General features: G+C 54.7%; 20 protein-coding genes and 1 tRNA gene. 13 read left to right on the forward strand and 8 right to left on the reverse strand.

Annotated elements, in window-relative coordinates; genetic code table 11:
• Positions 1 to 21: 21 nt before the first annotated feature.
• Entirely contained in the window at positions 22 to 2,739 is a 2,718-nt protein-coding gene (locus tag ACN0VL_RS02305) for a response regulator (protein WP_417614497.1), read from the reverse strand.
• A gap of 69 nt (positions 2,740 to 2,808) precedes the next feature.
• On the opposite strand from ACN0VL_RS02305, the gene ACN0VL_RS02310 reads away from it, so the two are divergent.
• On the forward strand, positions 2,809 to 4,176 hold the full coding sequence (locus tag ACN0VL_RS02310; protein WP_417614498.1) for an SLC13 family permease: 1,368 nt from the start codon (positions 2,809 to 2,811) through the stop codon (positions 4,174 to 4,176).
• A gap of 297 nt (positions 4,177 to 4,473) precedes the next feature.
• On the opposite strand, the gene ACN0VL_RS02315 is transcribed toward ACN0VL_RS02310, so the two are convergent.
• A complete protein-coding gene (locus ACN0VL_RS02315) occupies positions 4,474 to 4,686 on the reverse strand; it encodes a DUF1127 domain-containing protein (RefSeq protein WP_417614499.1) in 213 nt (70 codons plus the stop codon).
• A gap of 572 nt (positions 4,687 to 5,258) precedes the next feature.
• On the opposite strand from ACN0VL_RS02315, the gene ACN0VL_RS02320 reads away from it, so the two are divergent.
• From ACN0VL_RS02320 to lpxM, 4 genes are all read left to right on the forward strand, one after another.
• Positions 5,259 to 6,737, forward strand: coding sequence for a sodium-dependent transporter (locus tag ACN0VL_RS02320; protein ID WP_417614500.1), 1,479 nt, complete (start codon positions 5,259 to 5,261; stop codon positions 6,735 to 6,737).
• Complete coding sequence (locus ACN0VL_RS02325) at positions 6,734 to 6,838, forward strand: MetS family NSS transporter small subunit (RefSeq protein ID WP_417614501.1); 105 nt, start codon at positions 6,734 to 6,736, stop codon at positions 6,836 to 6,838. Before ACN0VL_RS02320 ends, ACN0VL_RS02325 begins: the two co-directional genes overlap by 4 nt.
• Positions 6,839 to 7,054: 216 nt before the next feature.
• On the forward strand, positions 7,055 to 7,828 hold the full coding sequence (locus ACN0VL_RS02330; RefSeq protein ID WP_417614502.1) for a DUF3025 domain-containing protein: 774 nt from the start codon (positions 7,055 to 7,057) through the stop codon (positions 7,826 to 7,828).
• 54 nt (positions 7,829 to 7,882) lie between these two features.
• Positions 7,883 to 8,851, forward strand: coding sequence for a lauroyl-Kdo(2)-lipid IV(A) myristoyltransferase (gene lpxM, locus ACN0VL_RS02335; RefSeq protein WP_417614503.1), 969 nt, complete (start codon positions 7,883 to 7,885; stop codon positions 8,849 to 8,851).
• Between the two features lie 290 nt (positions 8,852 to 9,141).
• Here the strand turns inward: lpxM and ACN0VL_RS02340 are convergent, their stop codons facing one another.
• The 3 genes from ACN0VL_RS02340 to ACN0VL_RS02350 all read right to left on the reverse strand — a co-directional run bounded on the left by ACN0VL_RS02340 (position 9,142) and on the right by ACN0VL_RS02350 (position 12,213).
• On the reverse strand, positions 9,142 to 9,933 hold the full coding sequence (locus tag ACN0VL_RS02340; RefSeq protein ID WP_417614504.1) for a sulfite exporter TauE/SafE family protein: 792 nt from the start codon (positions 9,931 to 9,933) through the stop codon (positions 9,142 to 9,144).
• A 331-nt stretch (positions 9,934 to 10,264) separates the two neighbouring features.
• On the reverse strand, positions 10,265 to 11,137 hold the full coding sequence (locus ACN0VL_RS02345) for a flagellar protein MotY (protein ID WP_417614505.1): 873 nt from the start codon (positions 11,135 to 11,137) through the stop codon (positions 10,265 to 10,267).
• Between the two features lie 53 nt (positions 11,138 to 11,190).
• Positions 11,191 to 12,213, reverse strand: a complete 1,023-nt coding sequence (locus ACN0VL_RS02350; RefSeq protein ID WP_417614506.1) for an adenosine deaminase — start codon at positions 12,211 to 12,213, stop codon at positions 11,191 to 11,193.
• 302 nt (positions 12,214 to 12,515) lie between these two features.
• Between ACN0VL_RS02350 and mtgA the strand changes: the two genes are divergently transcribed.
• From mtgA to ACN0VL_RS02365, 3 genes are all read left to right on the forward strand, one after another.
• Complete coding sequence (mtgA, locus tag ACN0VL_RS02355) at positions 12,516 to 13,190, forward strand: monofunctional biosynthetic peptidoglycan transglycosylase (RefSeq protein WP_417614507.1); 675 nt, start codon at positions 12,516 to 12,518, stop codon at positions 13,188 to 13,190.
• 187 nt (positions 13,191 to 13,377) lie between these two features.
• Positions 13,378 to 14,130, forward strand: a complete 753-nt coding sequence (locus ACN0VL_RS02360) for an HAD-IIA family hydrolase (RefSeq protein WP_417614508.1) — start codon at positions 13,378 to 13,380, stop codon at positions 14,128 to 14,130.
• A 151-nt stretch (positions 14,131 to 14,281) separates the two neighbouring features.
• Positions 14,282 to 15,874, forward strand: coding sequence for a cation:proton antiporter (locus ACN0VL_RS02365; protein ID WP_417614509.1), 1,593 nt, complete (start codon positions 14,282 to 14,284; stop codon positions 15,872 to 15,874).
• 52 nt (positions 15,875 to 15,926) lie between these two features.
• Here the strand turns inward: ACN0VL_RS02365 and ACN0VL_RS02370 are convergent, their stop codons facing one another.
• Positions 15,927 to 16,328: a phosphate-starvation-inducible protein PsiE gene (locus tag ACN0VL_RS02370; RefSeq protein WP_417614510.1), complete on the reverse strand. Its 402-nt coding sequence runs from the start codon at positions 16,326 to 16,328 to the stop codon at positions 15,927 to 15,929.
• A gap of 328 nt (positions 16,329 to 16,656) precedes the next feature.
• On the opposite strand from ACN0VL_RS02370, the gene ACN0VL_RS02375 reads away from it, so the two are divergent.
• Entirely contained in the window at positions 16,657 to 18,141 is a 1,485-nt protein-coding gene (locus ACN0VL_RS02375; RefSeq protein ID WP_417614511.1) for a SulP family inorganic anion transporter, read from the forward strand.
• A 14-nt stretch (positions 18,142 to 18,155) separates the two neighbouring features.
• Positions 18,156 to 19,007 (forward strand): universal stress protein, encoded by an 852-nt coding sequence (locus ACN0VL_RS02380; protein ID WP_417614512.1) that lies wholly within the window; start codon positions 18,156 to 18,158, stop codon positions 19,005 to 19,007.
• Between the two features lie 347 nt (positions 19,008 to 19,354).
• Here the strand turns inward: ACN0VL_RS02380 and ACN0VL_RS02385 are convergent, their stop codons facing one another.
• The gene (locus ACN0VL_RS02385) at positions 19,355 to 20,947 is read right to left on the reverse strand and encodes an ABC-F family ATPase (RefSeq protein WP_417614513.1); all 1,593 of its coding nucleotides are present in this window, start codon (positions 20,945 to 20,947) and stop codon (positions 19,355 to 19,357) included.
• Between the two features lie 233 nt (positions 20,948 to 21,180).
• Here ACN0VL_RS02385 and cysQ point away from each other — a divergent pair, with 233 nt between their 5' ends.
• On the forward strand, positions 21,181 to 21,960 hold the full coding sequence (cysQ, locus tag ACN0VL_RS02390; RefSeq protein ID WP_417614547.1) for a 3'(2'),5'-bisphosphate nucleotidase CysQ: 780 nt from the start codon (positions 21,181 to 21,183) through the stop codon (positions 21,958 to 21,960).
• A gap of 319 nt (positions 21,961 to 22,279) precedes the next feature.
• Here the strand turns inward: cysQ and ACN0VL_RS02395 are convergent, their stop codons facing one another.
• Complete coding sequence (locus tag ACN0VL_RS02395; protein ID WP_417614514.1) at positions 22,280 to 23,140, reverse strand: universal stress protein; 861 nt, start codon at positions 23,138 to 23,140, stop codon at positions 22,280 to 22,282.
• 240 nt (positions 23,141 to 23,380) lie between these two features.
• Here ACN0VL_RS02395 and ACN0VL_RS02400 point away from each other — a divergent pair, with 240 nt between their 5' ends.
• Both ACN0VL_RS02400 and ACN0VL_RS02405 read left to right on the forward strand, forming a co-directional pair.
• Positions 23,381 to 23,809, forward strand: coding sequence for a YbjN domain-containing protein (locus ACN0VL_RS02400; protein ID WP_417614548.1), 429 nt, complete (start codon positions 23,381 to 23,383; stop codon positions 23,807 to 23,809).
• 185 nt (positions 23,810 to 23,994) lie between these two features.
• Positions 23,995 to 24,082 (forward strand) — tRNA-Ser (locus ACN0VL_RS02405).
• Positions 24,083 to 24,187 lie beyond the last annotated feature (105 nt).

Consider the following 24,187-nt stretch of genomic DNA (forward strand, 5'->3'; position numbering starts at 1 on the left):
GTATTAGAAGAACAACGCTCCCTAGCCCGATGCAGCCTGCAAGCGCTGCTTTTCTTCCGCCAATAACTGGTTCAGCTCGCTTATCTGCTCGGCCGATGGCCTTTGCTCCCGCTGCAGGGGCAACAATAAGGTGAGTACCTGGTTGGCCAGCGAGACCAAGCCACAGGCCCTGGCCTGCTCGGCCAGGGTGCGCACCACTCGCTGCGCTTCCGGCCAGTTTTCGGTGGCCAGCAACGCCTGTAATAGCCAACCGTCATCCTGGTGCTGTGCAATAAACTGCTGCTGCTCCTCGGTACAAGTCCTTGCCTGCCCAGGCATTGGCTGGCGTTGTGGCTCGGCCTGCACCGGCGGTACCTCTGGCTCCTGTTCCCGGATGGCTTGGGTCACGACCGGCGCTAATACCTGCATCAGCGCCTGATACAAGTCGAAGCGATTGACCGGCTTGGTCACGTAACTGTTCATGCCTGCCGTCAGGCTGGCTTCCCGGTCACCCCGCATGGCGCTGGCGGTGAGTGCCACTATGGGAATGTCGTGATTGATATTGAGCTTGCGAATTTGCCGGGTGGCTTCTATGCCGTCGAGTATGGGCATTTGCAAGTCCATTAGTATGGCATCAAAGTTATGCTCGGCAGTTAACTCCACCGCCTGACGGCCATTGTTGGCCAGGGTGACCGACACCCCTATTTTTTTCAGAAACTCCACAATAAGCTGCTGGTTCATGCGGTTATCTTCGGCCAGCAATATTTGCTTGCCCAGCAGCCGCGCCTGATAAGGTGCCAGATCCTGCTCATCGCAGCTGGGTGTTGCCTCCTGCTCCTCGGGCTGGTGCAGCAATCGCTCCAGGCAATGGCGCAGGCTGTGCTCGGTCACCGGCTTCGCCAGGTACTGGTTCAGGCCGAGGGTGCGCATTTGCTCGGCGGGCTTCTCCTGGCCAAAGGCACTGCTCATTGCCACCTTGATATGGCTTAAATGGGGTTGCTGAAGCATATGGCGAGCCAGATCCAGACCGCTGTCCTGACCCAGACAGCAATCGATGAGCGCCAGCTCAAGCTCGCTGCCGCGCTTGAGCAGCAGCTCTTTCGCATCATTGATGTTCGAGGCGCTATACACCACCAACCCAAGCTGACGCAGCAACTGGCCGAGCACTTCGATGACCAGGACATTGTCATCCACCAGCAGGATTTTTCGCCCTTTCAGGTGCGAAGGCCTGTCGGCTCTTTCCGAGCGCACCCTTGCCACCGGCTGCAGTGGCAAGTGCACGGTAAAAGTCGAGCCACGTCCGGGCTGACTGCTGACCTCGATGGTGCCCTGCATCAGCTGCACCAAATGATGGGTAATACTCAGGCCAAGGCCGGTCCCCCCGTATTTACGGGTGGTGCTGGCATCCACCTGGGTAAAGGAGTGAAAGAGGCGGTCGAGTTGTGCGGGAATAATGCCGATGCCGGTGTCGGTCACCGTAAAACACAGCCGAGGCTCGGCCTGGTTGCAGATAAAGACTTTAAGCACCACCTCGCCCCGCTCGGTAAATTTAACGGCGTTATTGACCAGGTTGACCAGCACCTGCCCCAGGCGCAGCGGATCTCCGTGCAGGCGATCGGGCACGGCGGGATCCTTGTCGATAATCACTTCCAGCTGTTTATGTTCCGACATATCCGAAAACAACCCGGACAAGCGTTCGAGCTGCTCGTTAAGATCAAACTCTATGTCTTCCAGCTCCAGCTTGCCCGCCTCTACCTTGGTGAGATCCAGAATATCGTTAATCAACAGCAGTAGATTGTCGGAGGAGTTTTCGATTTTTTTCAGATACTGCAGCTGTTGCATGGTCAGCGGCGTTTGTTGCAGCAAGGAGGAAAAGCCGATAATGGCGTTCATGGGAGTACGAATTTCGTGGCTCATGTTGGCCAGAAAGTCGGTTTTGGCCCGTGCCAGCGCAAAGGCGGCCTCACTGGCGTCGCGCAGCTCACGGTTACGCAAGACGAGCCAGGCCAGTCCCAGGCCAAAATACAGCAGCAAAATCAGCGATAAAGCCATCACCATGCCTTGCCAGCCGTCTTCGGCTTGCTCGCGCCACTGGCTGGCATGGGCTAACAACACGGCGCTGTCGTCCACCGCAATGTCATAGCGCAGCTGCACCAGTTTTTCCAGGCTATGCCAGTACAGCTGAAAAAAATACAGTGCCTCTTGCTGCTGCTCACTGGCCCCGGGCTGCAGGCGGCTGGCGTCATCATCCAACGCATACAGATACTGGAGGTTGGTCGCATTGGTATACAGCTGGCTGCGCCGCAACAAGAGCCGGTATTGCTCGCTGTTGGCCTGGGTGTTTAACGCATTCACCCTGTCGGCAAAGGCACTCAGGGCATAGCGACTGCGCATGTCTGCGTCTTGTAGCTGCTGCAGTCTCTGCTGATAGTGCTCAAGCTGCGCCAGCACCTCATCCAGGCTGGCCGGTGGATGGCTTTCTCTATTAGCAAACTGCATGAAGCTTGAGGCAGCCAACGACAGGTCCACTATCTTTTCATTTAAATACTGGCCGTTCTCGTTATAGAACTCCACCTTGTGCTGTAGATGGTGCAGCGCCTTTACCACAGGCATGACGTTTTGTTCCAGCGCCGAGTAATCGCGATGTTGCCGGTACTGGTTAACGCCATAACCCAGCAATAATAGCGATAACAGCAGCACAGAAATCGAGAGATCCCAACGGGGAATAAAAAATCGATGCCGTTTTGCAAGCAACATCATTTTTTGTCCCCCCAGTCAGGTGATATACTGCTAATCTTCGATAAAACAATAACATAACGAGAAATGAACATGTCTGGTGAGATTCCACAACAAAATATAAATATCAGGGCTAAGTGGGGCATTTTAAGCGTCAGCCTGATTTTGTTCCTGGTCATGCTGAATACGCTGCCGTTTGAACCAGGGGTGACCAAGGGCCTGAGCCTGCTGGTGTTTATTGCCGTGCTTTGGTTGACAGAAGCCCTGCATATTACCATTACCGCCTTGTTGGTACCTCTGCTGGCCGCCTTGTTGGGTATTCTGACCACCAGCGCCGCCTTGAGCAACTTTTCCAACTCCATTATTTTTCTGTTTCTCGGGGGCTTTGCCCTGGCAGCCGCCATGCACAGCCAGCAGCTGGACCGGCTGATTGCCAGTCGTATTCTGCACCTGGCCAAGGGACGACTGGCTGCGGCCGTGCTGTTACTGTTTTTTACCGCGGCTTTCTTGTCGATGTGGATCAGTAATACCGCCACCACCGCCATGATGCTGCCCTTGGCATTGGGGCTGCTCAGCTGTCTGGAGGCCGAACGCCATAATAATACCTACCTCTTTGTACTGCTGGGGGTTGCCTACAGCGCCAGCATTGGGGGGATTGCCACCCTGGTCGGCAGCCCGCCCAATGCCATTGCCGCCGCCGAAGTGGGGTTGAGCTTTAGCGAATGGATGGCCCTGGGCCTGCCGGTGACCCTGCTGCTGTTGCCCGTGGCCATTGTGGTGCTGTATCTGCTATTTCGTCCAAACTTGAATGAGCGCATCGAGCTGGCAGCCGAGCGCATTACCTGGACCGGCAAGCGCAAGACCACCCTGGGCATTTTTGTGATTACCGTATTCTTGTGGATATTTTCCGGCCCCGTGTCCAAGGCGCTGGGCGGAATCGCCTCGTTTGATACCATAGTGGCGTTGCTGGCCATCGCCATGATAGGTATTACCCGGGTAGCCGAGTGGAAAAACATCGAGAAGCATACCGACTGGGGTGTCTTGCTGTTGTTTGGTGGCGGCTTGACCCTGAGCCATGTACTGAAAGAAACCGGCACCAGCCTGTTTCTGGCACACCACCTGACCGACATGCTGGGCAATGCCAATCCGTTCTTGATTCTGCTGGTCATTACCGCCTTCGTGGTGTTTTTAACCGAGCTGGCATCCAATACCGCCAGTGCCGCCCTGCTTATTCCGGTCTTTGTGGCGGTGTCGGACAGCCTTGGCCTGCCGCCTGTGATGGTGGCCTCGGTTATTGCCGTATCGGCTTCCTGCGCCTTTATGCTGCCGGTGGCCACCCCGCCGAATGCCATCGTGTTTGGCTCGGGCTTTATTCAGCAAAAAGACATGATGCGAGCTGGTCTGGTGCTGAACCTGGCCTGTATCAGCCTGTTGGCCGGCTATTTCTATCTGTTTGGCTAATTGGCCAAGTAGTTCGTTCTAGCAGGCGAGTAAACCATAACCGTAAGCCGGACCTTGTGAAGGGTGAAGGGTGAAGGGTGAAGGGGAAAGATAGCGCCGAGCGCCCTGCCAAACATGGGGCTGTGTGTTTTGTAGGCGCACACTTGTTCGCGCGCTTGCTGCTCTATGCTTACCCTGTTGCACAGGGTCCGCCGAAGTCCTCTTTACCAAAGAGACGGGCGGGCTACACTAAACGCAAAAAAGCCGCTGAGTTTCAGCGGCTTTTTTGTTGGCGCATCCTTGCCGTATTGCGATTGCTTACGACTGCCAGAACGGTTTACTGACTTCCTGGTAGCGGTCGGCTTCGTTCAGTCCGATGTCTTTTAGCAGATAGTCCGGCATTTGTGCTAACTGGCGACGGGTGCGACTACGCTGCAACCATAAAACCAACTTGGCACGTAAACTAGCGGGTTGAGTGACTCCACCCAGACGTGAGCGGGTAGGATATTGAACCTGAGTATCGGTATGCATGATGCGCCTCCTGAGCAGAAATTCGGCACAGCATAGTCAGCACCCTGCCCACTCTCAAATCACATTTATTCGATCGCAACATTAGATTTTGTAATAGGTTAACGAATCTAAAATGCGAACAAACACACTACCATCAACCCCTTAACAAGCCGTCTCCATGGCTTGCTGGCCACGGCGGCTACAAAAACATGCACCTAAAAATAATCAATCACTATTGGTAGCTCTTTAGGCATCACCACCCATTTAAACTGAGGAGTGCTGGTGCCATGCTGAATAATTATACAAAAATAGCACAACAGCAGTCACCACTGTAAAAGCGGCGGCTTGTCGACGATTATACTCAAAATGCAAAAAACACAGATGAACCACAAAATTAAACCAGGGCGATACATAACACTAATTTAACAGCACAACACAAATAAAATCACCAACATCGACAGCCAACACCCGCAATCTCCAGTGTCTACATGGCTCATTCGACCAGTTGCCACATTGATTTAATGAGGCTGGCTCCCTATTCTGCGCGCCACTTATCTATTCTTACCTCTTATAACATTGCTTGAGGAATTACTATGAAACGAGAACAGTGGGGTTCTCGCACCGGGTTTATCCTGGCGGCCGTTGGCTCGGCCGTGGGTTTGGGTAATATCTGGCGCTTCCCTTACATGGCCTACGAAAACGGCGGCGGTGCCTTTTTCATCCCTTATCTGTTTGCCATGCTGACCGCAGGCATCCCGTTTATGATCCTGGAGTTTACCCTGGGTCATAAGTATCGCTCCGGCGCCCCCAAGACACTGCGCGCGCTGAACAGCAAATTTGAGTGGCTGGGTTGGTTTCAGGTCATGATCTCGGCCATTATCGCCTTCTACTATGTAGTGGTGATTGCCTGGGCCATTTCCTATGCCTACTTCGCCTTCACTCAGGCCTGGGGGGAGGATAGCAATGCCTTCTTCTTTGGCGAGTTTTTGGGGTTGGGTGACGACAGTGCACCGTCGAACCTGGGCAGCCTGCAGTGGCACTTGCTGTTGCCGCTGTGTCTGGCCTGGGCCGCCACCTACTTTGCCACCTACCGTGGCGTAAAGGGCGGCATAGAGAAGGTCAACAAGGTACTCATGCCCTTGTTGTTTGCCATGGTGCTGTTGCTGATTGGCCGCATTGCCTTTCTGCCCGGCGCGCTGGACGGCATTAACTGGCTGCTGGAGCCTGACTTTAGCAAGATTTGGGATCTCAAGGTGTGGTCTGCCGCTTACGGTCAGATTTTCTTCACCCTGAGCGTCGGCTTCGCCATTATGCTGTCTTACGCCAGCTACCTGCCGGAAAAATCCGATATCAATAACAACGCCTTTATGACGGTGTTAATGAACTGCGGCTTCTCCATTCTGGCGGGCATCATGATCTTTGGTGCCCTGGGTTATATGGCCAATGTGCAGGACAAGGCCCTGACCGACGTCGTTAGCTCCGGGGTTGGCCTGGCGTTTGTGACCCTGCCTACCGCCATTAACCTGCTGCCCGCCCCCGGCGTGATGGGACCGTTGTTCTTCCTCGCCCTGATGTTTGCCGGTATCAGCTCGCATATTTCCATTGCCGAAGCCGTGACCACAGGTCTGATGGACAAACTGGGCTGGAGCCGCCCCAAAACCGCGACCGTGTTTTGCTCTGTAGGCCTGGTGGTGAGCACGCTGTTTATTACTCAGGGTGGCCTGTTGCTGCTGGATCTGGTTGATTACTTCATCAATAACATTGCCCTGCTTGGCTCTTGCCTGCTTGAGCTGTTACTGGTGGGCTGGTTGTGCCGCCTGCAGGACTTCCGTGAACATGCCAACCGTATCTCCGAATTTACCATCGGCGGCTGGTGGGCCATTTGCATCAAGTTTGTCTCTATTGGCATGCTGGTGATCATTTTGTTCAGCAACATAATGACGGCATTCAAGGAAAACTACGGTGGCTACTCCAACAATGAAGTGACCTTTATTGGCTGGGGCATGCTTACCCTGATGCTGGTGCTGGCCATTATTATCAATCTGAGCAGCAAGCAGGAGCGTAAAATATGACCACAGGTGCCATCATCATGCTGATCATTGGCCTGGGTATTACCTGGGGCGGTGCCGCCCTGTGTATACGCCGCGCCATGAAGGCAAAGCAGAGCGCATAATGTTGCGCTCACCCAGGGTCGATTGACCTGAATCAACGGCTGCCAACGCAAGTTGGCAGCCGTTTTTTCGTTTATGAAGGGTTACAAAGGCAGTGTGTCTCGTAAATTTGCAGTGTTCAGGGGGCTTGCTTGGTGCTCAATTCCAGCTCCGGCTTCTCGTATGGCGCTGTTCTGGGGTATGCTTGCCCGTTTTACCGCTTCGAGTCTTGACTGAATATGGATTGGGATGCTGCCGTTACCGAACGTAACGCCGTGCTGGCACAGCTGGCCGGGTTGATTGACACAAGCACGGCGCACTGGCCTGCCCCGAGCGAATTGAACCAGATGCTGGGCAATCACCTGCCGGTACGCTTTATTGATGATAACGACTTTGCCGCTTTAAACTGCTATTACGAACAGGCCGTGGCACAAGGCATGGTGCCAACCCGGGCCGCCAACTGGCACGACTTTTTTGGCGCCGTGATCTGGGCCCTGTACCCCGAAACCAAGGCATTGCTTAACCGGCTGCACATGGTAGACATTCAGGCCCATGGCCTGCGTCAACGTACTCCCAGACGCGATCGCATCACGCATTTTGATGAGTGCGGCATGGTGCTGGCTGTTACCGACAAAGCCGAAATAGAGCCCTGGCTGCGCGAGCACCAGTGGCAACTGCTGTTTCTTGACCAGCGCCACCGCTGGGGCAAGAGCTGGCAACCCTTCGTGTTTGGCCATGCCTTGTACGAACAGGCGCTGGCGCCCTTCATTGGCATGACGGCGAAATGCGTCATAGTAGAAATGGCCGACGATTTCTTTACGCTGCCCCTCGCCGAGCGTTATGCCATGCTGGATGCCCGACTGGCGGTGGAACTTGAGCAAAGTGCGCTGTTTGATCAGCCTCGCCCACTACGCCCCCTGCCGATGCTGGGGATCCCCGGCTGGTGGCCGGCCAATGAAGACGCTGTGTTTTACGACAATCAGGATTATTTTCGCCCTCGTCGTAACAGATGATTTATTCCGTGTTTTTTCTTACACTTACCGCCCGACTATAAAGAGGATCTTGTTGTGTCTCTGGCCGACCCCGTTTATGACCTTGAATTTAAACGCCAGTATCTGCACCCCAGATACTGGCCGACCTGGCTGGCCATTGCCGCCCTGTGGCTACTGGCCTGGCTGCCGGTGCGAGCACGGGATGCCTTTGCCGGCGCCTTTACGCCCCTGCTGATCCGGCTGGCCAAAAAGCCCTGCTACATTGCCCGTACCAACATAAAGTTGTGCTTTCCCGAGCTGTCGGCGCCACAAGTCGAACAGATGCTGGCCGACTCCATTCGTACCGGCCTGATGACCTTTATCAGCTATGGCGAGTGGACCGCCCGCAGTCGCGAGTATTTACAGCGCCGCTTTGTGGTACAGGGCCAGGAGCACCTGGACGCCTGCCTGGCCGCCGACGAGAAAATAATTTTCATGATCCCCCATACCTGGGCGATTGATGCCGGTGGTCTCTATTTAACCTCCTTGGGTTTGCCCATGTGCACCATGATGCACAGCGCCAAAAACCAGGTGTTTGACTGGTTTATCAACCGCCAGCGCGCCCGTTTCAATGGCATAGTGTATGAGCGGGATGCGGGCATTAAAGCGGTGATTAAAACCATTAAAAGCGGCAAGCATTTCTTTTATCTGCCGGATCAGGACCATGGTCGCGAGGCCAGCCTGTTTGTGCCGTTTTTTGCCGAAATGAAAGCCACGTTGCCGGCACTGCCCAAGCTGGTCAAGCTGACCGGCGCCAAGGTGATACCCGTGCTCAGCGTGTACAACACCCGGCTGCACCGCTACGAGTTGATCATGCGCCCCGCCATGACCCCCTATCCCACCGCCGACTTGACTGCCGATACCCGCGCCATGAACGCAGAAATAGAAGCCCTGCTGGGCGAATGGCCAGAGCAATACATGTGGTTCCTGAAGTATTTTCAAACCCAGGTGGATAGCGATGAAGGCCGCTACGAGGCTGGTATTCGCCAGATAAGAAAGCGCTGATGGACTGGCTACATTATCTATTGATGATAGCGCTGGGCGCGCTCGTGTTGTGGCTGGTCAGCCGAATTGACGACTGGCTAATCGCCAGAGAAAATCGCCGCAGGCAGCGGTAAGCTTGTAGCCCGCTCGTCTCTTTGGTAAAGAGGACCTAGGCTTACCCTGTGCAACAGGGTAAGCCTAGACCACCAAACCGCGTAAACAAGTATGCGCCTACAGAACACACTGCCCTTTGGATAGCTGGGCGCCGGGCGCCCAGCTATCTTTATCCCTTCCCTCTCACTGCATCCCAATCAACCCGGAAACAGCAGGAACTTGGCGCCGACCAGGATCAGGAAAATGGCGAATGCGCGTCTGAGTGCGATGGCCGACAACCGGTGTGCCAAAATGGCGCCCAGGCGGGCAAAGGGGACGCTGGCAAGGCTGATGCCCAGTAATGCCGGCAAATAAACATAACCCCAGGCTTCGGCGGGCAAGTTCTGGTGTCCCATACCGTGCACCACATAGCTGAGCGCCCCCACCAGGGCGATAGGAAAGCCACATACTGCCGACACCGCGACGGCCCGCTGCATGGGCACCGAGCACCAGGTTAAAAATGGCACCGTCAGCGAGCCGCCACCAATGCCAAAAATACCCGACGCCCAGCCAATGATACCGCCCACCGCTGCCTGCATCGGCTTACCTGGTAACTGGGCTCCCCCCTGCGGGGCCAGGCTGAACAGCATTTGGGCCGCCATTAACCAGGCAAACAGGCCAATCAAACGCTGCAGCAAGGGACCCGATAATTTGTCGGCGGTATATCCCCCCAACCAGGCGCCAACTATGATGCCCACCGATATCATGGCGGCCAGCCGCCAGTCGACGGCTTTACGACCATGGTGGGTGTGAATGGCACTGAGGGAAGTAAACATTATGGTCGCCAGCGAGGTACCCACCGCCATGTGGGTGATCAGGTCGCCGCCTATCCCCTGGAGTTTAAAACTGATGATGAGCACGGGCACAATGATCAAACCGCCGCCGACGCCAAACAACCCCGCCAGAGTGCCAGCAAAGGCCCCCAGCGCCATATACATTAACCAGGTCATGATATATCCCTAAAAAGACAAAGTATTTTATGATGTAAAGGGTAAGCGCCTCATTGGGTGTTTATTTCACTCCTCACGCCTTACCCATCACATAGTATCTCACGGTACCCACATGAGTTATACGATGTGACTTAAGTAATATCTCGTCACTGATGTGGATATCGCCACCCTCGCGAAGGAACGTCATCCTCGCGTAGGTGGGGGGGGATAGTGTCTTTGCAGGAGAAGCGCAGGCTGACAGATCTGCGCCATAGGCCCTGGATTCCCGCCTTCGCGAGAATGACGACAGAGCCACAGAAAAAGGGACATTGAATCAGATAGGGATTAAACGCTAGATCTGTGTTTTAACGCCCAGGCTGATCACCACGCGACGGTTGGTATTGCGCCCTTCTGCATCGCGGTTATCGGCTATGGGTCGGCGTTCGCCATGGCCTTCAAGGCTGATGCTGCCTTCTGGCAACCCCAACTCCATAAAGTAAGCCTTGATAGCCTCGGCGCGGCGCTGTGACAGCTGCTTGTTATGGTATTCGGTGCCAAAGCTGTCGGTATAGGTATTAATGACCACTTCACCAATGTTGGGGTCGGCTTTCACGTATTCGCTGATCATGGCCAAACGCTGGCTGGAATGAGCCGTGAGCTCGTCTTCGTTATTCACGTAATTCAGCACGCTGAAGGCGATATCCTCGAAGCTGTACGGCAACAGGTTGGCCTGACAGTCTAAAAAGGCCGCATAGCGGGCACGAAAGTTGACCGAGGACAGGCCAACGCTGGTGAGCCGCCCATTGCGATACCAGTCGTCAAAATAAAAGGTTGGCCAGCGACCCTCGCTCAATTCGTCCAGCATCACCCAGGCAGACTGCTGCTCTACCATGGCATCAAACTGTTGATAAAACGTGACCTTGGACAAATTGCGTGCCGCTCGGCCCGGTTGCCACTGGGGAGCTTCGCTCACCAGGGCCGCCGACTGCGTGCGCGGCTGGGCCCGCAAGGGGCTGAGGGCGAACACCAAATTGATATTCTTGGCGGCGCGACTCACAAAGGCACCGGTGCCAAAGCGAGGAATCGGATGCTCCAGCCGACACTCTATGGCCGAGTCGGATGTCAGCCGCCATAAAGACTGATCCATATTGGCAAGGTAGGCGCGGGGCTGGGCCCAGGCTCCTGCACACAGGGTCAGCCCTGCTATGAATGTAATAATGCGCACGACGACTCTCCCGTAAATCGATACCCAGATCATCGGCGGCATTGGCAATAGCTTTAGTGCTTTAATGTAATGCCAAATTTTTCCCCGTGGGCTTTAATGTCGCGCGCCAGCACGGCTTTTTCTTCTGGTGACAGCCAGCAGGCCTCTACGCTGTTCAGCGCCAGCTGCAACAAGTCGTGATTGCTGGCCCCCAGGCCGTGTTGCAGGGCCCGGTAATTGGCCGTCATGTAACCGCCAAAGTACGCCGGATCGTCAGAGTTGACGGTCACACACAAGCCCGCGTGCAGCAGCTCGAGTATGGGGTGCTCACTCATGTCGTTAATCACCTTCAGCTTGAGATTGGACAGCGGGCACACGGTAAGCGGGATCCGCTCCTGAGCCAGCCGAGCCATCAGGGGGGTATCATGAATGGCCGCCACACCGTGGTCGATGCGTTCCACATTCAGTATATCCAGCGCATCACGAATATAGCTGGCGGGACCTTCTTCTCCGGCATGGGCCACCAGTCGATACCCCTGAGCCTGGGCGGCGGCATACACCTTGGCAAATTTGGCCGGCGGATTTCCCTTTTCTGCCGAGTCGAGGCCAATGCCCGATAACTGCTGGCTGAATGGCTCCGCCTGGCGCAGGGTGTCGAAGGCGGCATCTTGAGAGAGGTGGCGTAAAAAGGACATAATCAATCGGCTGGTCAGGCTCCATTGTTGCCGTGCCTGCTCCAGCGCGCGTACTATACCGCCAATAACGGCGGCCAGCGGCACATCGCGCTCGGTATGGGCCTGAGGATCAAAGAATATTTCTACATGTCGTACATTATCGGCATGAGAACGCTCCAGGTAGGCCCAGGTCAAATCAAAAAAGTCCTGCTCGGTTTGCAATACCTGCATACCCTGGTAATACACATCCAAAAACGATTGCAAATCGCTGAATTGATAGGCGGCCCGCAAGGCATTTTCATCGGGATACTTGAGGGTGATACCATTGCGTTTGGCCAGGGCAAACACCATTTCGGGCTCCAGAGTGCCTTCGATATGCAGATGCAACTCCACTTTGGGCAATTCACTGATAAAGGTGGGCATGGCGTTTCTCCACAGGGTTGTTCTTGAACAGAAATAATAACTTAAGATAAAGATAACAAATATCTAACAACCCGCCTCGGGATATTGCCCAATGTGCGCCAAATCGGTGGCAGAGCAGACCGCGAGGCCGATATAGCCTCCGGGCAGGAAACGCCGTTTATTTTTGCTCCATATCGGGTCGGTAGCTGGCGCAGACGACACACATAACGGATATCCGGGCAAAATAGTGCAAGCCGGTCTCGACTGCAGAGGTACACTGCGGGTTGGGGTTTACCGTTTATTCACGACAAGGACAGGGTTACATGTTCTCTTTTCTAAAACGCAGCATTGTCTGGTTACTGACCTTACTGATCATGGTGCCGCTGCTGCTGACCCTGCTGTATCGCTTTGTGCCGGTGCCGGCCACGCCGCTCATGGTCATCCGCCTGTTCGAAGGGGAAAGCTGGGCCAAAGACTGGCAGCCTTCGGCGCGCATATCCAGCCACCTGAAAGCAGCGGTGATTGCCGCCGAAGACAATAAATTCTGCCGGCACCAGGGCTTTGACTGGGACGCCTTTGCCGACGTGCTCAGCGAGTTTAAAGACGAAGGTAAATTAAGGGGCGGCAGCACCATTACCATGCAAACCGCAAAAAATCTGTACCTGTGGCCCGGTCGCAGCTTTGTTCGCAAGGGGCTGGAGGCCGTTTATACCCCCATGCTGGAACTGATTTTGCCAAAGCAGCGTATTATGACGCTTTATTTGAACATCGCCGAATTTGGCCCCGGTATCTATGGTGCCGAAGCGGCCGCACAGGCGTATTTTAATACCTCTGCAGCCAATCTGTCGCGCTATCAGGCCGCCCTGCTCGCCGCCGTATTACCCAACCCCAGGCGCTTCCTCGCCAACCGCCCTTCTGCCTATGTGCAGGGGCGAGCCAGCACCATTCAGCGCCGCACCCAGCAGCTGGGTCCGCTGCTCGAGTGTGTGGCCAAATGATGAGCTGATAAGGGCCTTGTCATCTGTTTGTCATCACCCATAACGACAGTAAGCCTCAGGAGCAGTGAACACCGAGTGAGCCGATAAGCAATATCTCATAACCGATGTGAATACTGGGGCTAGCGGGAGTAACGACAGAACCACACCTGTGATACGAGATTACTTACAGGATTCAAGGAGAATAGTAGTGAATATAAAAAATCTGATCTGTGATATTGATGGCGTTATATTGCATAACAACGATTTAATTCCCGGAGCCGATGCCTTTGTGCACCGCGTGCTCGAGCAAGGTATCAACTTGCTGTTTTTGACCAATTACCCGGCGCAAACTCCCAGAGACTTGCAAAACCGTTTTTATTCGGCAGGCATCGAAGTCCCCGAGTCACTCTTTTATACCTCGGCCATGGCCACCGCCGATTTTTTAAAACGCCAGACCGGGCAAAAGGCCTATGTGATTGGCGAAGGCGCCCTGATCCACGAGCTCTATAATGCCGGCTTTACCATTACCGACATCGATCCCGACTTTGTGGTGGTGGGGGAAACCCGCAACTACAACTGGAGCATGATCCAGATGGCGGCGCAGTTTGTGGCCGGCGGCGCCCGCTTTATTGCCACCAACCCGGACACCCATGGCCCGCACATGCACCCCGCCTGTGGTGCCCTGTGCGCCCCCATAGAGCGCATGACCGGCAAAAAACCCTTCTACGTAGGTAAACCCAGCGCCTGGATAGTGCGCGCCGCTCTTAATCACATGGATGCCCACTCCGAAAATACCCTGATTGTGGGCGATAATCTCAAAACCGATATATTGGCGGGCTTTCAGGCCGGCCTGGAAACCGCATTGGTGCTCACGGGCGTGAGCCAGGTCAAGGATATTGACAAGATGCCGTTTCGTCCGCAGCATGTTTATGCGTCTGTCGCCGACATCGATTTGTTTTGAGTTATGCTTGAGCCAAACACTATCTCATCACTGATGTGACTCTGTGTTCTTTAATCATCATCCTCGCGAAAATGACAAGAGAGAGGCGGGAATGACGGGAGAACCATACCTGTTATGCGGGATTACTTAACATAACTAATAAGTTGATTTAATGGACCCTACTTTTATTGCAATCGCCTTTGGCTGCGGTTTACTTGTTTACCTGATTAACCTGCCTCCCTTGATTGGTTTTTTGGCGGCGGGCTTTGTGCTCAACGCCATGGGCTATGAAAGCAATGCCACCCTGGACACACTCGCCAACCTGGGCGTGACCCTGTTGTTGTTCAGCATCGGCCTTAAGCTCGATATTAAAACCCTGTTGAAAAAAGAAGTGTGGGGCACCGCCTCGGGGCATATTGTGCTCTCCACCCTGCTGTTTACCCTGGTACTGCTGGCAATAAAAAGCATCGGCTTCAGTCTGGCACTGGAGCTGGAATGGCGTCAGGCCGTGCTAATGGGCTTTGCCTTGAGTTTTTCCAGCACCGTCTTTGCGGTCAAGGTGCTGGAAGAGCGCAGCGACATGAACACCTTTTATGGCCGTATTGCCATCGGGGTGCTGGTGATGCAGGACCTGTTTGCGGTGGCCTTTTTAACCGCCTCTGCCGGAAAAGTGCCCAGTCCCTGGGCCTTGAGCCTGCTGGTCCTGCTGCCCCTGCTGCGTCCTGTGTGCTTCAAAATTCTGGAACGCACCGGCCACGGTGAACTACAAACCCTGTTTGCCGTGTTTCTGGCCCTGGTGGTCGGGGTCGGCGGTTTTGAGCTGGTGGGCCTGAAAGGCGATTTGGGTGCGCTGATCATGGGGATGTTGCTGGCCTCCCATTACAGTGCCTCGGCGCTGGCCAAGTCGTTCTTCAACATGAAAGAACTGTTTTTGGTGGCGTTTTTTCTCAGCATAGGTCTGAACGGCATGCCCACCACGGAAGCGCTGTGGATTGCCGGAATTCTGTTGCTGGTGCTGCCGGTTAAAAGCTTTATCTACTATCTGCTGTACAGCCGCAGCCAGCTACGTATTCGTACCTCTTTGCTGGCCACCTTCAGCCTGTCCAACTATTCTGAATTTGGTCTGATTGTGGCCGCCCTCGCCGCCAAGCAAGGACTGCTGAGCAACGACTGGGTGATAGTGGCCTCCATTGCCCTGGCGGTTTCCTTTGTGGTATCGGCGCCGCTGAACAGCCATAACGAGTCCCTGTATCGCCGTTTGATGAATCGCTTCCAGCCAAAAGAAAGCCCACACTTGCACCCCAACGACAGACCCATAGAGCTGGGCAATGCCAAGGTATTGATCATCGGTATGGGACGCATTGGCCAGGGTGCCTACATGGAGCTGGAAAGCCGCTATCCGGGCCAGTTGCTGGGCATCGACAGCGACATCAAGAAAATAGAGTTACTGAAAGAGCTGCAGATCAATGCCATTGAGGGGGATGCTTCCGACTCGGACTTCTGGGACAAAACCAGCATCACCGATCAGCTGGAATATATCTTTTTGGCCATGCCCAACCACGCGGGTAACCTGTACGCACTACAGCAGATCCGCTTTCACCATTTCACCGGCCGTGTCGCCGCTATTATCTGTTACCCGGAAGAAGGGGCCCAGCTGCGTGCCATGGGAGCCGATGATATCTTCAATATCTATGAAGAAGCCGGCAGCGGCTTTGCCCGCCATGTGATTGAAGACAACGAAGCACAGGCGATTGCAAGCAGGTGAGGAGTGAGGAGTGTTTTCACCTCACGCCTCACTGTTAGCACCTCACGATTAATCAATGGCCGCCGTCGTCTTTGTCGTATGGGTATTTAACGTGGCCATAGCGGATCACCAAAATGGCGATGGCCAGTACCAGAGCGGCCCCGGCCACCGTAATCAGGCGCCAGCTGTCCATGCCTTTCATGTCCAGTATCAGGTAGCGAGCCAATGCCACTATGGCGATATACAAGGGGATACGAATCGGCAACTTACCCGAGCGCAAATAAATGGCCACCATGGCCAGCACTTCCAGATAAATAAACATCAGCAAGAGATCGGCCAGGGTCACGGTTCTGGCTTGCCACATATGGCCAATTTCAATGCCGACCGCCGCAACCGTTGCCACGGCCACTATTATCAAGCCGAGATGCTGCAACATATCCAGCACCTTGCTCCCTAACATGCGATTCTGGCTCATGATGTTTCCTTTGTGACGAATGAATAACATAAATCGATAATGGGTTGTCCGCATGGCGCTTTCTGTTTTAAGCACAGCCTTGGCGGTGCCCTTGTCCCTCCTGCGGCTGCCCTCTATAATACCCGCGATTTAGCGCCCATTGCTTATAAGAAATGAAACTTGTATGAATCTTTTTCATAAAACCAAGATGCCATTCTAGATCACACCGTTAACCGCTATGGTGCACCGAGGTGCTTGAGCCTTGGCCTGCGTTTGTGCATCTTCGCGTGAGTATCTCGGCGCTAGCCGGTACTGCCCTCACCCGCCCTTCAACCCTGGAACATTCACAATGCTATCGAATATTAAGCAGACTTGGTTTTTTAACGTCCGAGGAGACGTGCTTGCCGGCCTGGTGGTTGCGCTGGCCCTGATCCCCGAAGCCATCGCCTTTTCCATTATTGCCGGCGTCGACCCGAAAATCGGCCTCTATGCCTCATTCAGCATGGCGGTTGTCATTGCCTTTGCCGGCGGCCGTCCCGGCATGATTTCGGCGGCCACCGGTGCCATGGCACTGCTGATGGTGACTCTGGTCAAAGAGCATGGCCTGCAGTACCTGCTGGCCGCCACCCTGCTCTGTGGTGTGTTGCAGATTATCGCCGGCTATTTACGCCTGGGCGAACTCATGCGCTTCGTGTCGCGCTCTGTGGTCACCGGTTTCGTTAACGCGCTGGCCATACTGATTTTTATGGCGCAGTTGCCCGAACTGATCGACGTCACCTGGCATGTCTACGCCATGACGGCCGCAGGCCTTGGCATTATCTACCTGCTGCCTCTGGTTCCCAGAGTCGGCAAGTTGCTGCCCTCGCCACTGGTCTGCATCGTCAGCCTCACCCTGGTCGCCGTGTTCTTTGGTATTGATATTCGTACCGTGGGCGACATGGGCGACTTGCCCGACAGCCTGCCGGTGTTCTTGTGGCCCGACGTGCCGCTGAATCTGGAAACCCTGGCGATTATTTTCCCCTATTCGTTGTCACTGGCCATAGTTGGCCTGCTTGAGTCCATGATGACGGCGACCATAGTCGACGACCTGACCGACACCAAGAGTGATAAAAACCGCGAATGCAAAGGCCAGGGTCTGGCCAATATCGCGACTGGTGCCTTGGGCGGCATGGCCGGTTGTGCCATGATTGGTCAGTCGGTGATCAACGTGAAGTCCGGCGGTCGTGGTCGCCTGTCTACTCTGGTCGCCGGGGTGGTATTGCTGATTATGGTGGTGTTTCTCGGCCCCTGGGTGTCACAAATTCCCATGGCGGCCCTGGTAGCCGTGATGATAATGGTGTCTATTGGTACCTTTAGCTGGAGCTCCATTACCGATCTGAGAGCACACCCCGCCAGCTCCAGCATAGTGATGATCGCCACCGTCGCGACTGTGGTGTACAGCCATAACCTGGCTTATGGTGTTCTGGTCGGTGTATTGCTGAGCGCGCTGTTTTTTGCCAACAAGGTCGGCCAGATCCTGTATGTGGGCTCCAGCAAGGCCAAAGATGGCAGCCGGGAATATCAGGTCGTAGGCCAGGTATTCTTTACCTCTGCCGAACAGTTTGTTGGCGCCTTTGACTTCAAGGAAGTGGTCAGCCATGTTCGTATTGACCTGACCCGCGCCCACTTCTGGGATATTACCGCCATTGGTGCCCTCGACAAGGTTGTGTTGACCTTCCGCAGAGACGGAACCGAAGTAGAAGTGGTCGGGCTCAATGAAGCCAGTGCGACCATGGTCGATCGCTTCGCGGCGCACAATGACCCCAAGGCCGTTGATAACCTGATGGGCCACTAACAGAAGGATTTTGTATGACAACCAATGTAATCGCCTGTATCGACGGCTCCAGCCAGGCCAGCGCAGTCTGTGACTCTGCCAGCTGGGCAAGCCAGCGCCTGAGCGCCCCCCTGACCTTTTTGCATGTGCAGGACAAAAGCCGGGCAGCCATGGACAGCAACTTGAGCGGCAGTATTGGCCTGGGCAGCCAGGAGCAGTTATTGGCGCAGCTGGCCGATCTCGATGCCCAGCGCAGCAAACTGGCCATTGAACAAGGTCGACTCATGCTGGAAGCCGCCCAGGATCGCGCCCTGAACAACGGCGTCACCGCCACCCCCCTGCAACGCCACGGCGAATTTATTGAAACCCTGGTGGAGCTTGAAGCCAGCACGCGGCTATTGATTCTCGGCCGTCACGGTGGGGACGCGACCTCGGCTTATGCTCATATTGGCAGCCAGGTAGAACAGGCTATTCGTGTTCTGCATTGTCCTGTTCTGGTCACCCAGGGGGAGTTCAAGGCCCCCCAAAAAATCATGCTGGCCTTTGATGGCAGCGCCACCACCCGCAAAAGCGTCACCATGCTGGCCGACAGCCCGCTGCTGGCAGGGCTGGAGGTGCATCTGGTGTTGGTAGGCGCCGATACCGCCGAGCATCAGGAGCAACTGAAGTGGGCTCGCGCCTTGCTGGACAATGCCGGCATCCCTTCCCGGTCATGCATAGTGCCCGGTGACGTAGAGCAGGCATTAACGACGTATCAGCAGCAGCAGGGGATCGACATGATAGTGATGGGCGCTTATGGCCACTCACGCATTCGCCAGCTGCTGGTCGGCAGCACCACCACCAACATGATCCGCGCCGCACAGGTACCGCTACTGATACTGCGCTAAGTAATCCCGAGCAGGTGCGGAGTTGCCTGTAGGTGCTATCTACAGACAACTCGGTGCTTGTGGAGAGGCAACAGAGTTCGGCTCCCACGACCGTGAAATGACAGGGATGTCATTTCCCGAGCCCCCAAGGATGGGTTTATGGCGTGTCGTGGGAGTTGACTCTGTTTCCTCTGGTACTCAGCTTTAAAATAGACCTTATTTTTACTTAGATTGGTATAAAAAAAGCCCCTGCAGGCTTATGCCTGCAGGGGCTTTTTTCTGGCTAGCGCAACGATAACAGCAAGGAGTCAACCCGACCTGAGCAGTGTTTGACGCCTTACCCTTCACGCCTCGCGCTTTACACTAACTTAAGCAATACCCTTCTCGCGCAGGTACTCTTCGTAGCTGCCACTGAAGTTACGCACACCGTCTTCGCTCAGCTCTAAAATACGCGTCGCCAGTGAGGAAACGAACTCACGGTCGTGGGACACAAAGATCAGGGTGCCCTGATACATTTCCAGTGCCATGTTCAACGACTCGATCGATTCCATATCCAGGTGGTTGGTCGGTTCATCCATAATCAGGATGTTTGGCTTTTGCATCATCAGCTTGCCAAACAACATGCGACCCTGTTCACCACCAGACAGTACGCCCACCTTTTTCTTGATGTCGTCCTGGCTGAACAACAAGCGCCCCAGCACACTGCGTACCGATTGCTCGTCATCCCCTTCCTGCTGCCACTGGCTCATCCAGTCGAAAACGGTGAGATCCATATCGAAGTCGGCCGCATGATCCTGGGCATAATAACCAATGCTCGCATTTTCAGACCACTTGTACTCACCACTGACCGGGGCCAGTTCACCGAACAGGGTTTTCACCAGGGTGGATTTACCGATGCCGTTGGCACCCAGAATGGCAATACGCTCGCCCACTTCCACCAGCATGTTCAGGTTTTTGAACAACAGGTTGCCGTCGTAGCCCTGAGACAGCTGTTCCACTTCCAGTATGTTGCGATACAGCTTTTTGTCTTGCTCGAAACGGATAAACGGGTTCTGACGGCTGGACACCTTGACGTCTTCCAGCTTGATTTTTTCAATCTGCTTGGCACGAGAAGTGGCCTGACGCGCCTTGGAGGCGTTGGCGCTAAAACGGGCGACAAAAGATTGCAGATCGGCAATTTGTGCCTTCTTTTTCGCGTTGTCGGACATCAAACGCTCACGAGCCTGAGTCGATGCCAGCATGTAATCGTCGTAGTTGCCCGGATACACTCGCAACTCACCGTAGTCCAAATCGGCCATGTGGGTACAAACGCTGTTCAGGAAATGACGATCGTGAGAGATGATGATCATGGTGCTGTTGCGCTCGTTCAACGCACTTTCCAACCAGCGGATGGTGTCTATATCCAGGTTGTTGGTGGGTTCGTCCAGCAGCAGTACGTCCGGATTGGAGAACAGAGCCTGGGCCAGCAGCACCCGCAGCTTCAGGCCCGGTGCCACTTCGCTCATGGGGCCATTATGCTGTTCAACTGCAATGCCCACACCCAGCAGCAACTCGCCGGCGCGTGACTCGGCGGTGTAGCCATCATACTCGGCGACCAGGCCTTCCAGCTCTGCCGCTTTCATGTAATCGTCGTCGGTGGCTTCCAGATTGGCGTAAATGGCGTCGCGTTCGTGAATGGCAGCCCACAACTCACTGTGGCCCATCATCACCACATCCAGCACGCGGAATTCTTCGTAGGCAAACTGATCCTGACGCAACTTACCCAGACGTTCGTTGACATCCAGGCTGACGTTACCCGAGCTGGGGTCCAGATCCCCACCCAAAATCTTCATAAAGGTGGACTTGCCACAACCGTTGGCGCCAATCAGGCCGTAGCGGTTGCCGTCACCGAATTTGACGGAAATATTTTCAAACAACGGCTTGGCGCCGAATTGCATGGTGATGTTGTTGGTGGAAATCAAGAAGCAGACTCACAATTAACGAAATGAAAAAAGAGGCGTTAGCCGAAGGGGGACAAGGATACCGACAGTCGGCGTAAAGTTCAAAGAATGTACGCATTTATCGGTCTGAACAGGATGAGGTTCGTTGTTATTGTTAAATAGGAATAAGCAGCATTTTTTTATATCATATCTGCTCATATGAAGGTCACCTTATGGAGAGCACGGTGCACAACAATTACCTCAACGCCACCCTGATGGATGAAGTCGTCGCCATCGCACGCCAGGCCGGCATCGTTATCATGGACATTTACCGCCGCCCCATCAGCGTGACGGAAAAAGCCGATCACTCCCCCCTGACCGAAGCCGATTCCGCGGCTCACCGGTTGATTGACCGGCGTCTTAACCAGCTGTCTCCGGGATTGCCGGTGTTGTCGGAAGAGGATACGGCGTCATTTCCCGGCCCCGATGCCCAGGGCCGCTACTGGCTGATCGATCCCCTGGATGGCACCAAGGAGTTCATCAAACGCAACGGCGAGTTCACCGTGAACATCGCCCTCATCGAGCAAGGCAAGCCGGTGCTGGGGGTGGTCTATGCCCCGGCACTGGATGTGTGCTACACGGCCGCCCTGGGGCTGGGCGCCCATAAAATCGATGCTCAAGGTCAGGTCAGCCCGCTGGCCGTGGCCACCCACCACGCCAATCACCCCTGGCGTGTGGTGGGCAGCCGCTCTCATGCCGGAGATGCCCTGCCCCGGCTGCTGGCACAGCTGGGCAGCCATGAACTGGTGGCCATGGGCAGCTCGCTCAAACTGTGTCTGGTGGCAGAAGGCAGTGCCGATCTGTACCCGCGTCTGGGGCCCACCTCCTTGTGGGATACCGCAGCGGCCCACTGTGTGGTAGAGCAGGCCGGTGGCCAGGTGCTGCAATTGAACGGCCAGCCCCTGAGCTATGCCAATACCCGGCAATTGTTAAATCCCTACTTTTTGGTGACCGGCAACAGCCAGCAACATTGGCCGGAGTTGTTTGAATCGTGAAACGTGAGGGGTGAGGGGTGAGGGGAAGACAAACACTTAAATCTATTTTTGCCACGGAATCCACGGACCCCACGGAAAAATTAAGATGAAGACCAAAACGAACATTGACTTGGTAAGACCTTACAAGAGAGATGCTCTTGGCCTGTCGCTCTTCGTCCGTGGGTTCCGTGGGTTCCGTGGGTTCCGTGGCGAAGAAGTCTTGAGTCTTTAAAGAAAAATTTCGACTAAAGCCACATTAGTTTCGAGGTATTACTTAGCCGCCTGTTTGGCAGTCTGGTCTCTTCACGCCTTACGCCTCACCCCCTCATTCATGCAGCCTTTATCTCGCAACCAATACATCACAGGGAAGCGTACTCAAGAAGCTGGTGGCGACACTGCCGATCAGCAGCCGGCTGATGCCTTGCCGGCCATGGGTGCCCAAGACCAGCAGTTGAGGGCGCTGCTGCTCAACCGCATCGAACAGGCAAGCCTGTACATTGCCCGTTAATATGTCGGTTTGAATGCGGCTTTTATCCCCTGCTGCCAGAAAGTGCGCCATCTCGGTTTCCACTTCCTGGCGCAGCCGGGCTTTTTTCTCGCCCAGCATATTGTCGAGGTCCTGCGGGTCGTAGCGCACAAAACCGATGAAAGGCGGATCACAGACGTGCACCAGCCGAATGCTCGCCTGAGGCGCCAGCTTCAGTCCCGCCTGCAGCGCATGATGTGAACTGCGGGAAAAGTCTGTGGCCGCCAATACATTTTGGTAAGGCTCGGCAGAGTCGGTACTGACCATCAATAACGGAATATCGCAATGACGCAACAAGCGCTCGGCGGTGGTCCCGATAAACAGGTCCCGCAACGGCTCTATATGATGGCGCCCGACAATCAGCACTTCGGCCCCCAACTGACTGACCTGCTTGCTTAACACCTGGTAGGGCTTGCCTAACAGCACGTGGCAGCGGGTGTTGGCTTTAACCGAGTCGGGTAACTGTTCGAAAAGCTCCTGCAGCGCCAGATCGGCCGCCTGCTTCAGCCGATGACGCATCGATATCTCGATCATGGGCTCGTACAATGTCAGTGCATCATCCACCACATGCACCATGTGCAGCCTGGCCTTGAGCCGCGCCGCCAGCTCGGCCGCCCTTTTCACCACCAGCAGGGAGCCGGGTTCCAAATCGATTGCAACAAGTAGCGTTTTCAAAGCGACTTTCCTTATGTCAGTCTCAAACGGTAATGGCTGAAGCGCACGGGGCAGGCTCTGCACACTATTTAAATTGAGCATTCCCGTTTTTGCCACTAAAAGCAAATTCCGGCCATCCACCCATACAAACCCCTTGGCCGTCGGCTTTGTATTTTCCTAACCCGCTCTTTAGTTTACACTGTTGCCCCTTTACCGCCCCACTGTCTGTCAGGAGTCTTAGTGTTAACAGCAGAAATTGCCATGCGTTGGCTAACCGCCGGCTATATCGACCACTATGTGTGTGAAAACTGTCACGGCATTCACTTGTCCGAGTTACAGGAGCTGGATGGCATACTGGAAAGTCGACTGTTTGTTGAGCATGAAGGCGCAATCGTCACGACCGAGATTGAAGTCAGGCCCACCGGCCTGCTGGCGTTAATGGCCGACTTGAGCCGCCTGAACATGAATTACCCCAGCCTCAAGGTGTTTATAGATATAGTGGACGATAACCTGCCCCGCCTGATTGTGGCCGATTATCTGCATACACAGGCCGGTATGGATCAGCGCCAGTTTTTATGGATAGTACAGCAGACCATGATGGCGACTCAGCAACTGCTGCAGGAAATTACCGAACTCGGTTTTCTGATGCAGGACGATGAACCGCAAAAAACACCCTCCGCTGTGCACTAAGCGATCAATTTGCACAAGCTTAAGCCGGTTAAACGTTTTTTTAGCGAAAAGCCTTGAACAAGCCACGGCTTGTCGCTAAATTACCGCTCGTCTTACGGAGCCAGCTACATCTGCCCGAGGACATGAATCCGCAAGCAATAAGCTGGTGAAAGTGACACCTGTTATCAAAAAACACAAAAAAATATGGTGAGGTGTCCGAGTGGCTGAAGGAGCTCGCCTGGAAAGCGTGTATACGGCAACGTATCGAGGGTTCGAATCCCTCCCTCACCGCCATATTGACGAGAAAGCCCTTGTTTAGCGTATCGCTGAACAAGGGCTTTTTTGTGCCTGTCATTCTCTTGCTTTTCATTTATCCCCTCTGTTTGCCACCGATTTGAT

Origin of the sequence: Oceanisphaera sp., assembly GCF_048268965.1 — a bacterium.
In the GTDB taxonomy this organism is placed as follows: Bacteria; Pseudomonadota; Gammaproteobacteria; order Enterobacterales; family Aeromonadaceae; genus Oceanimonas.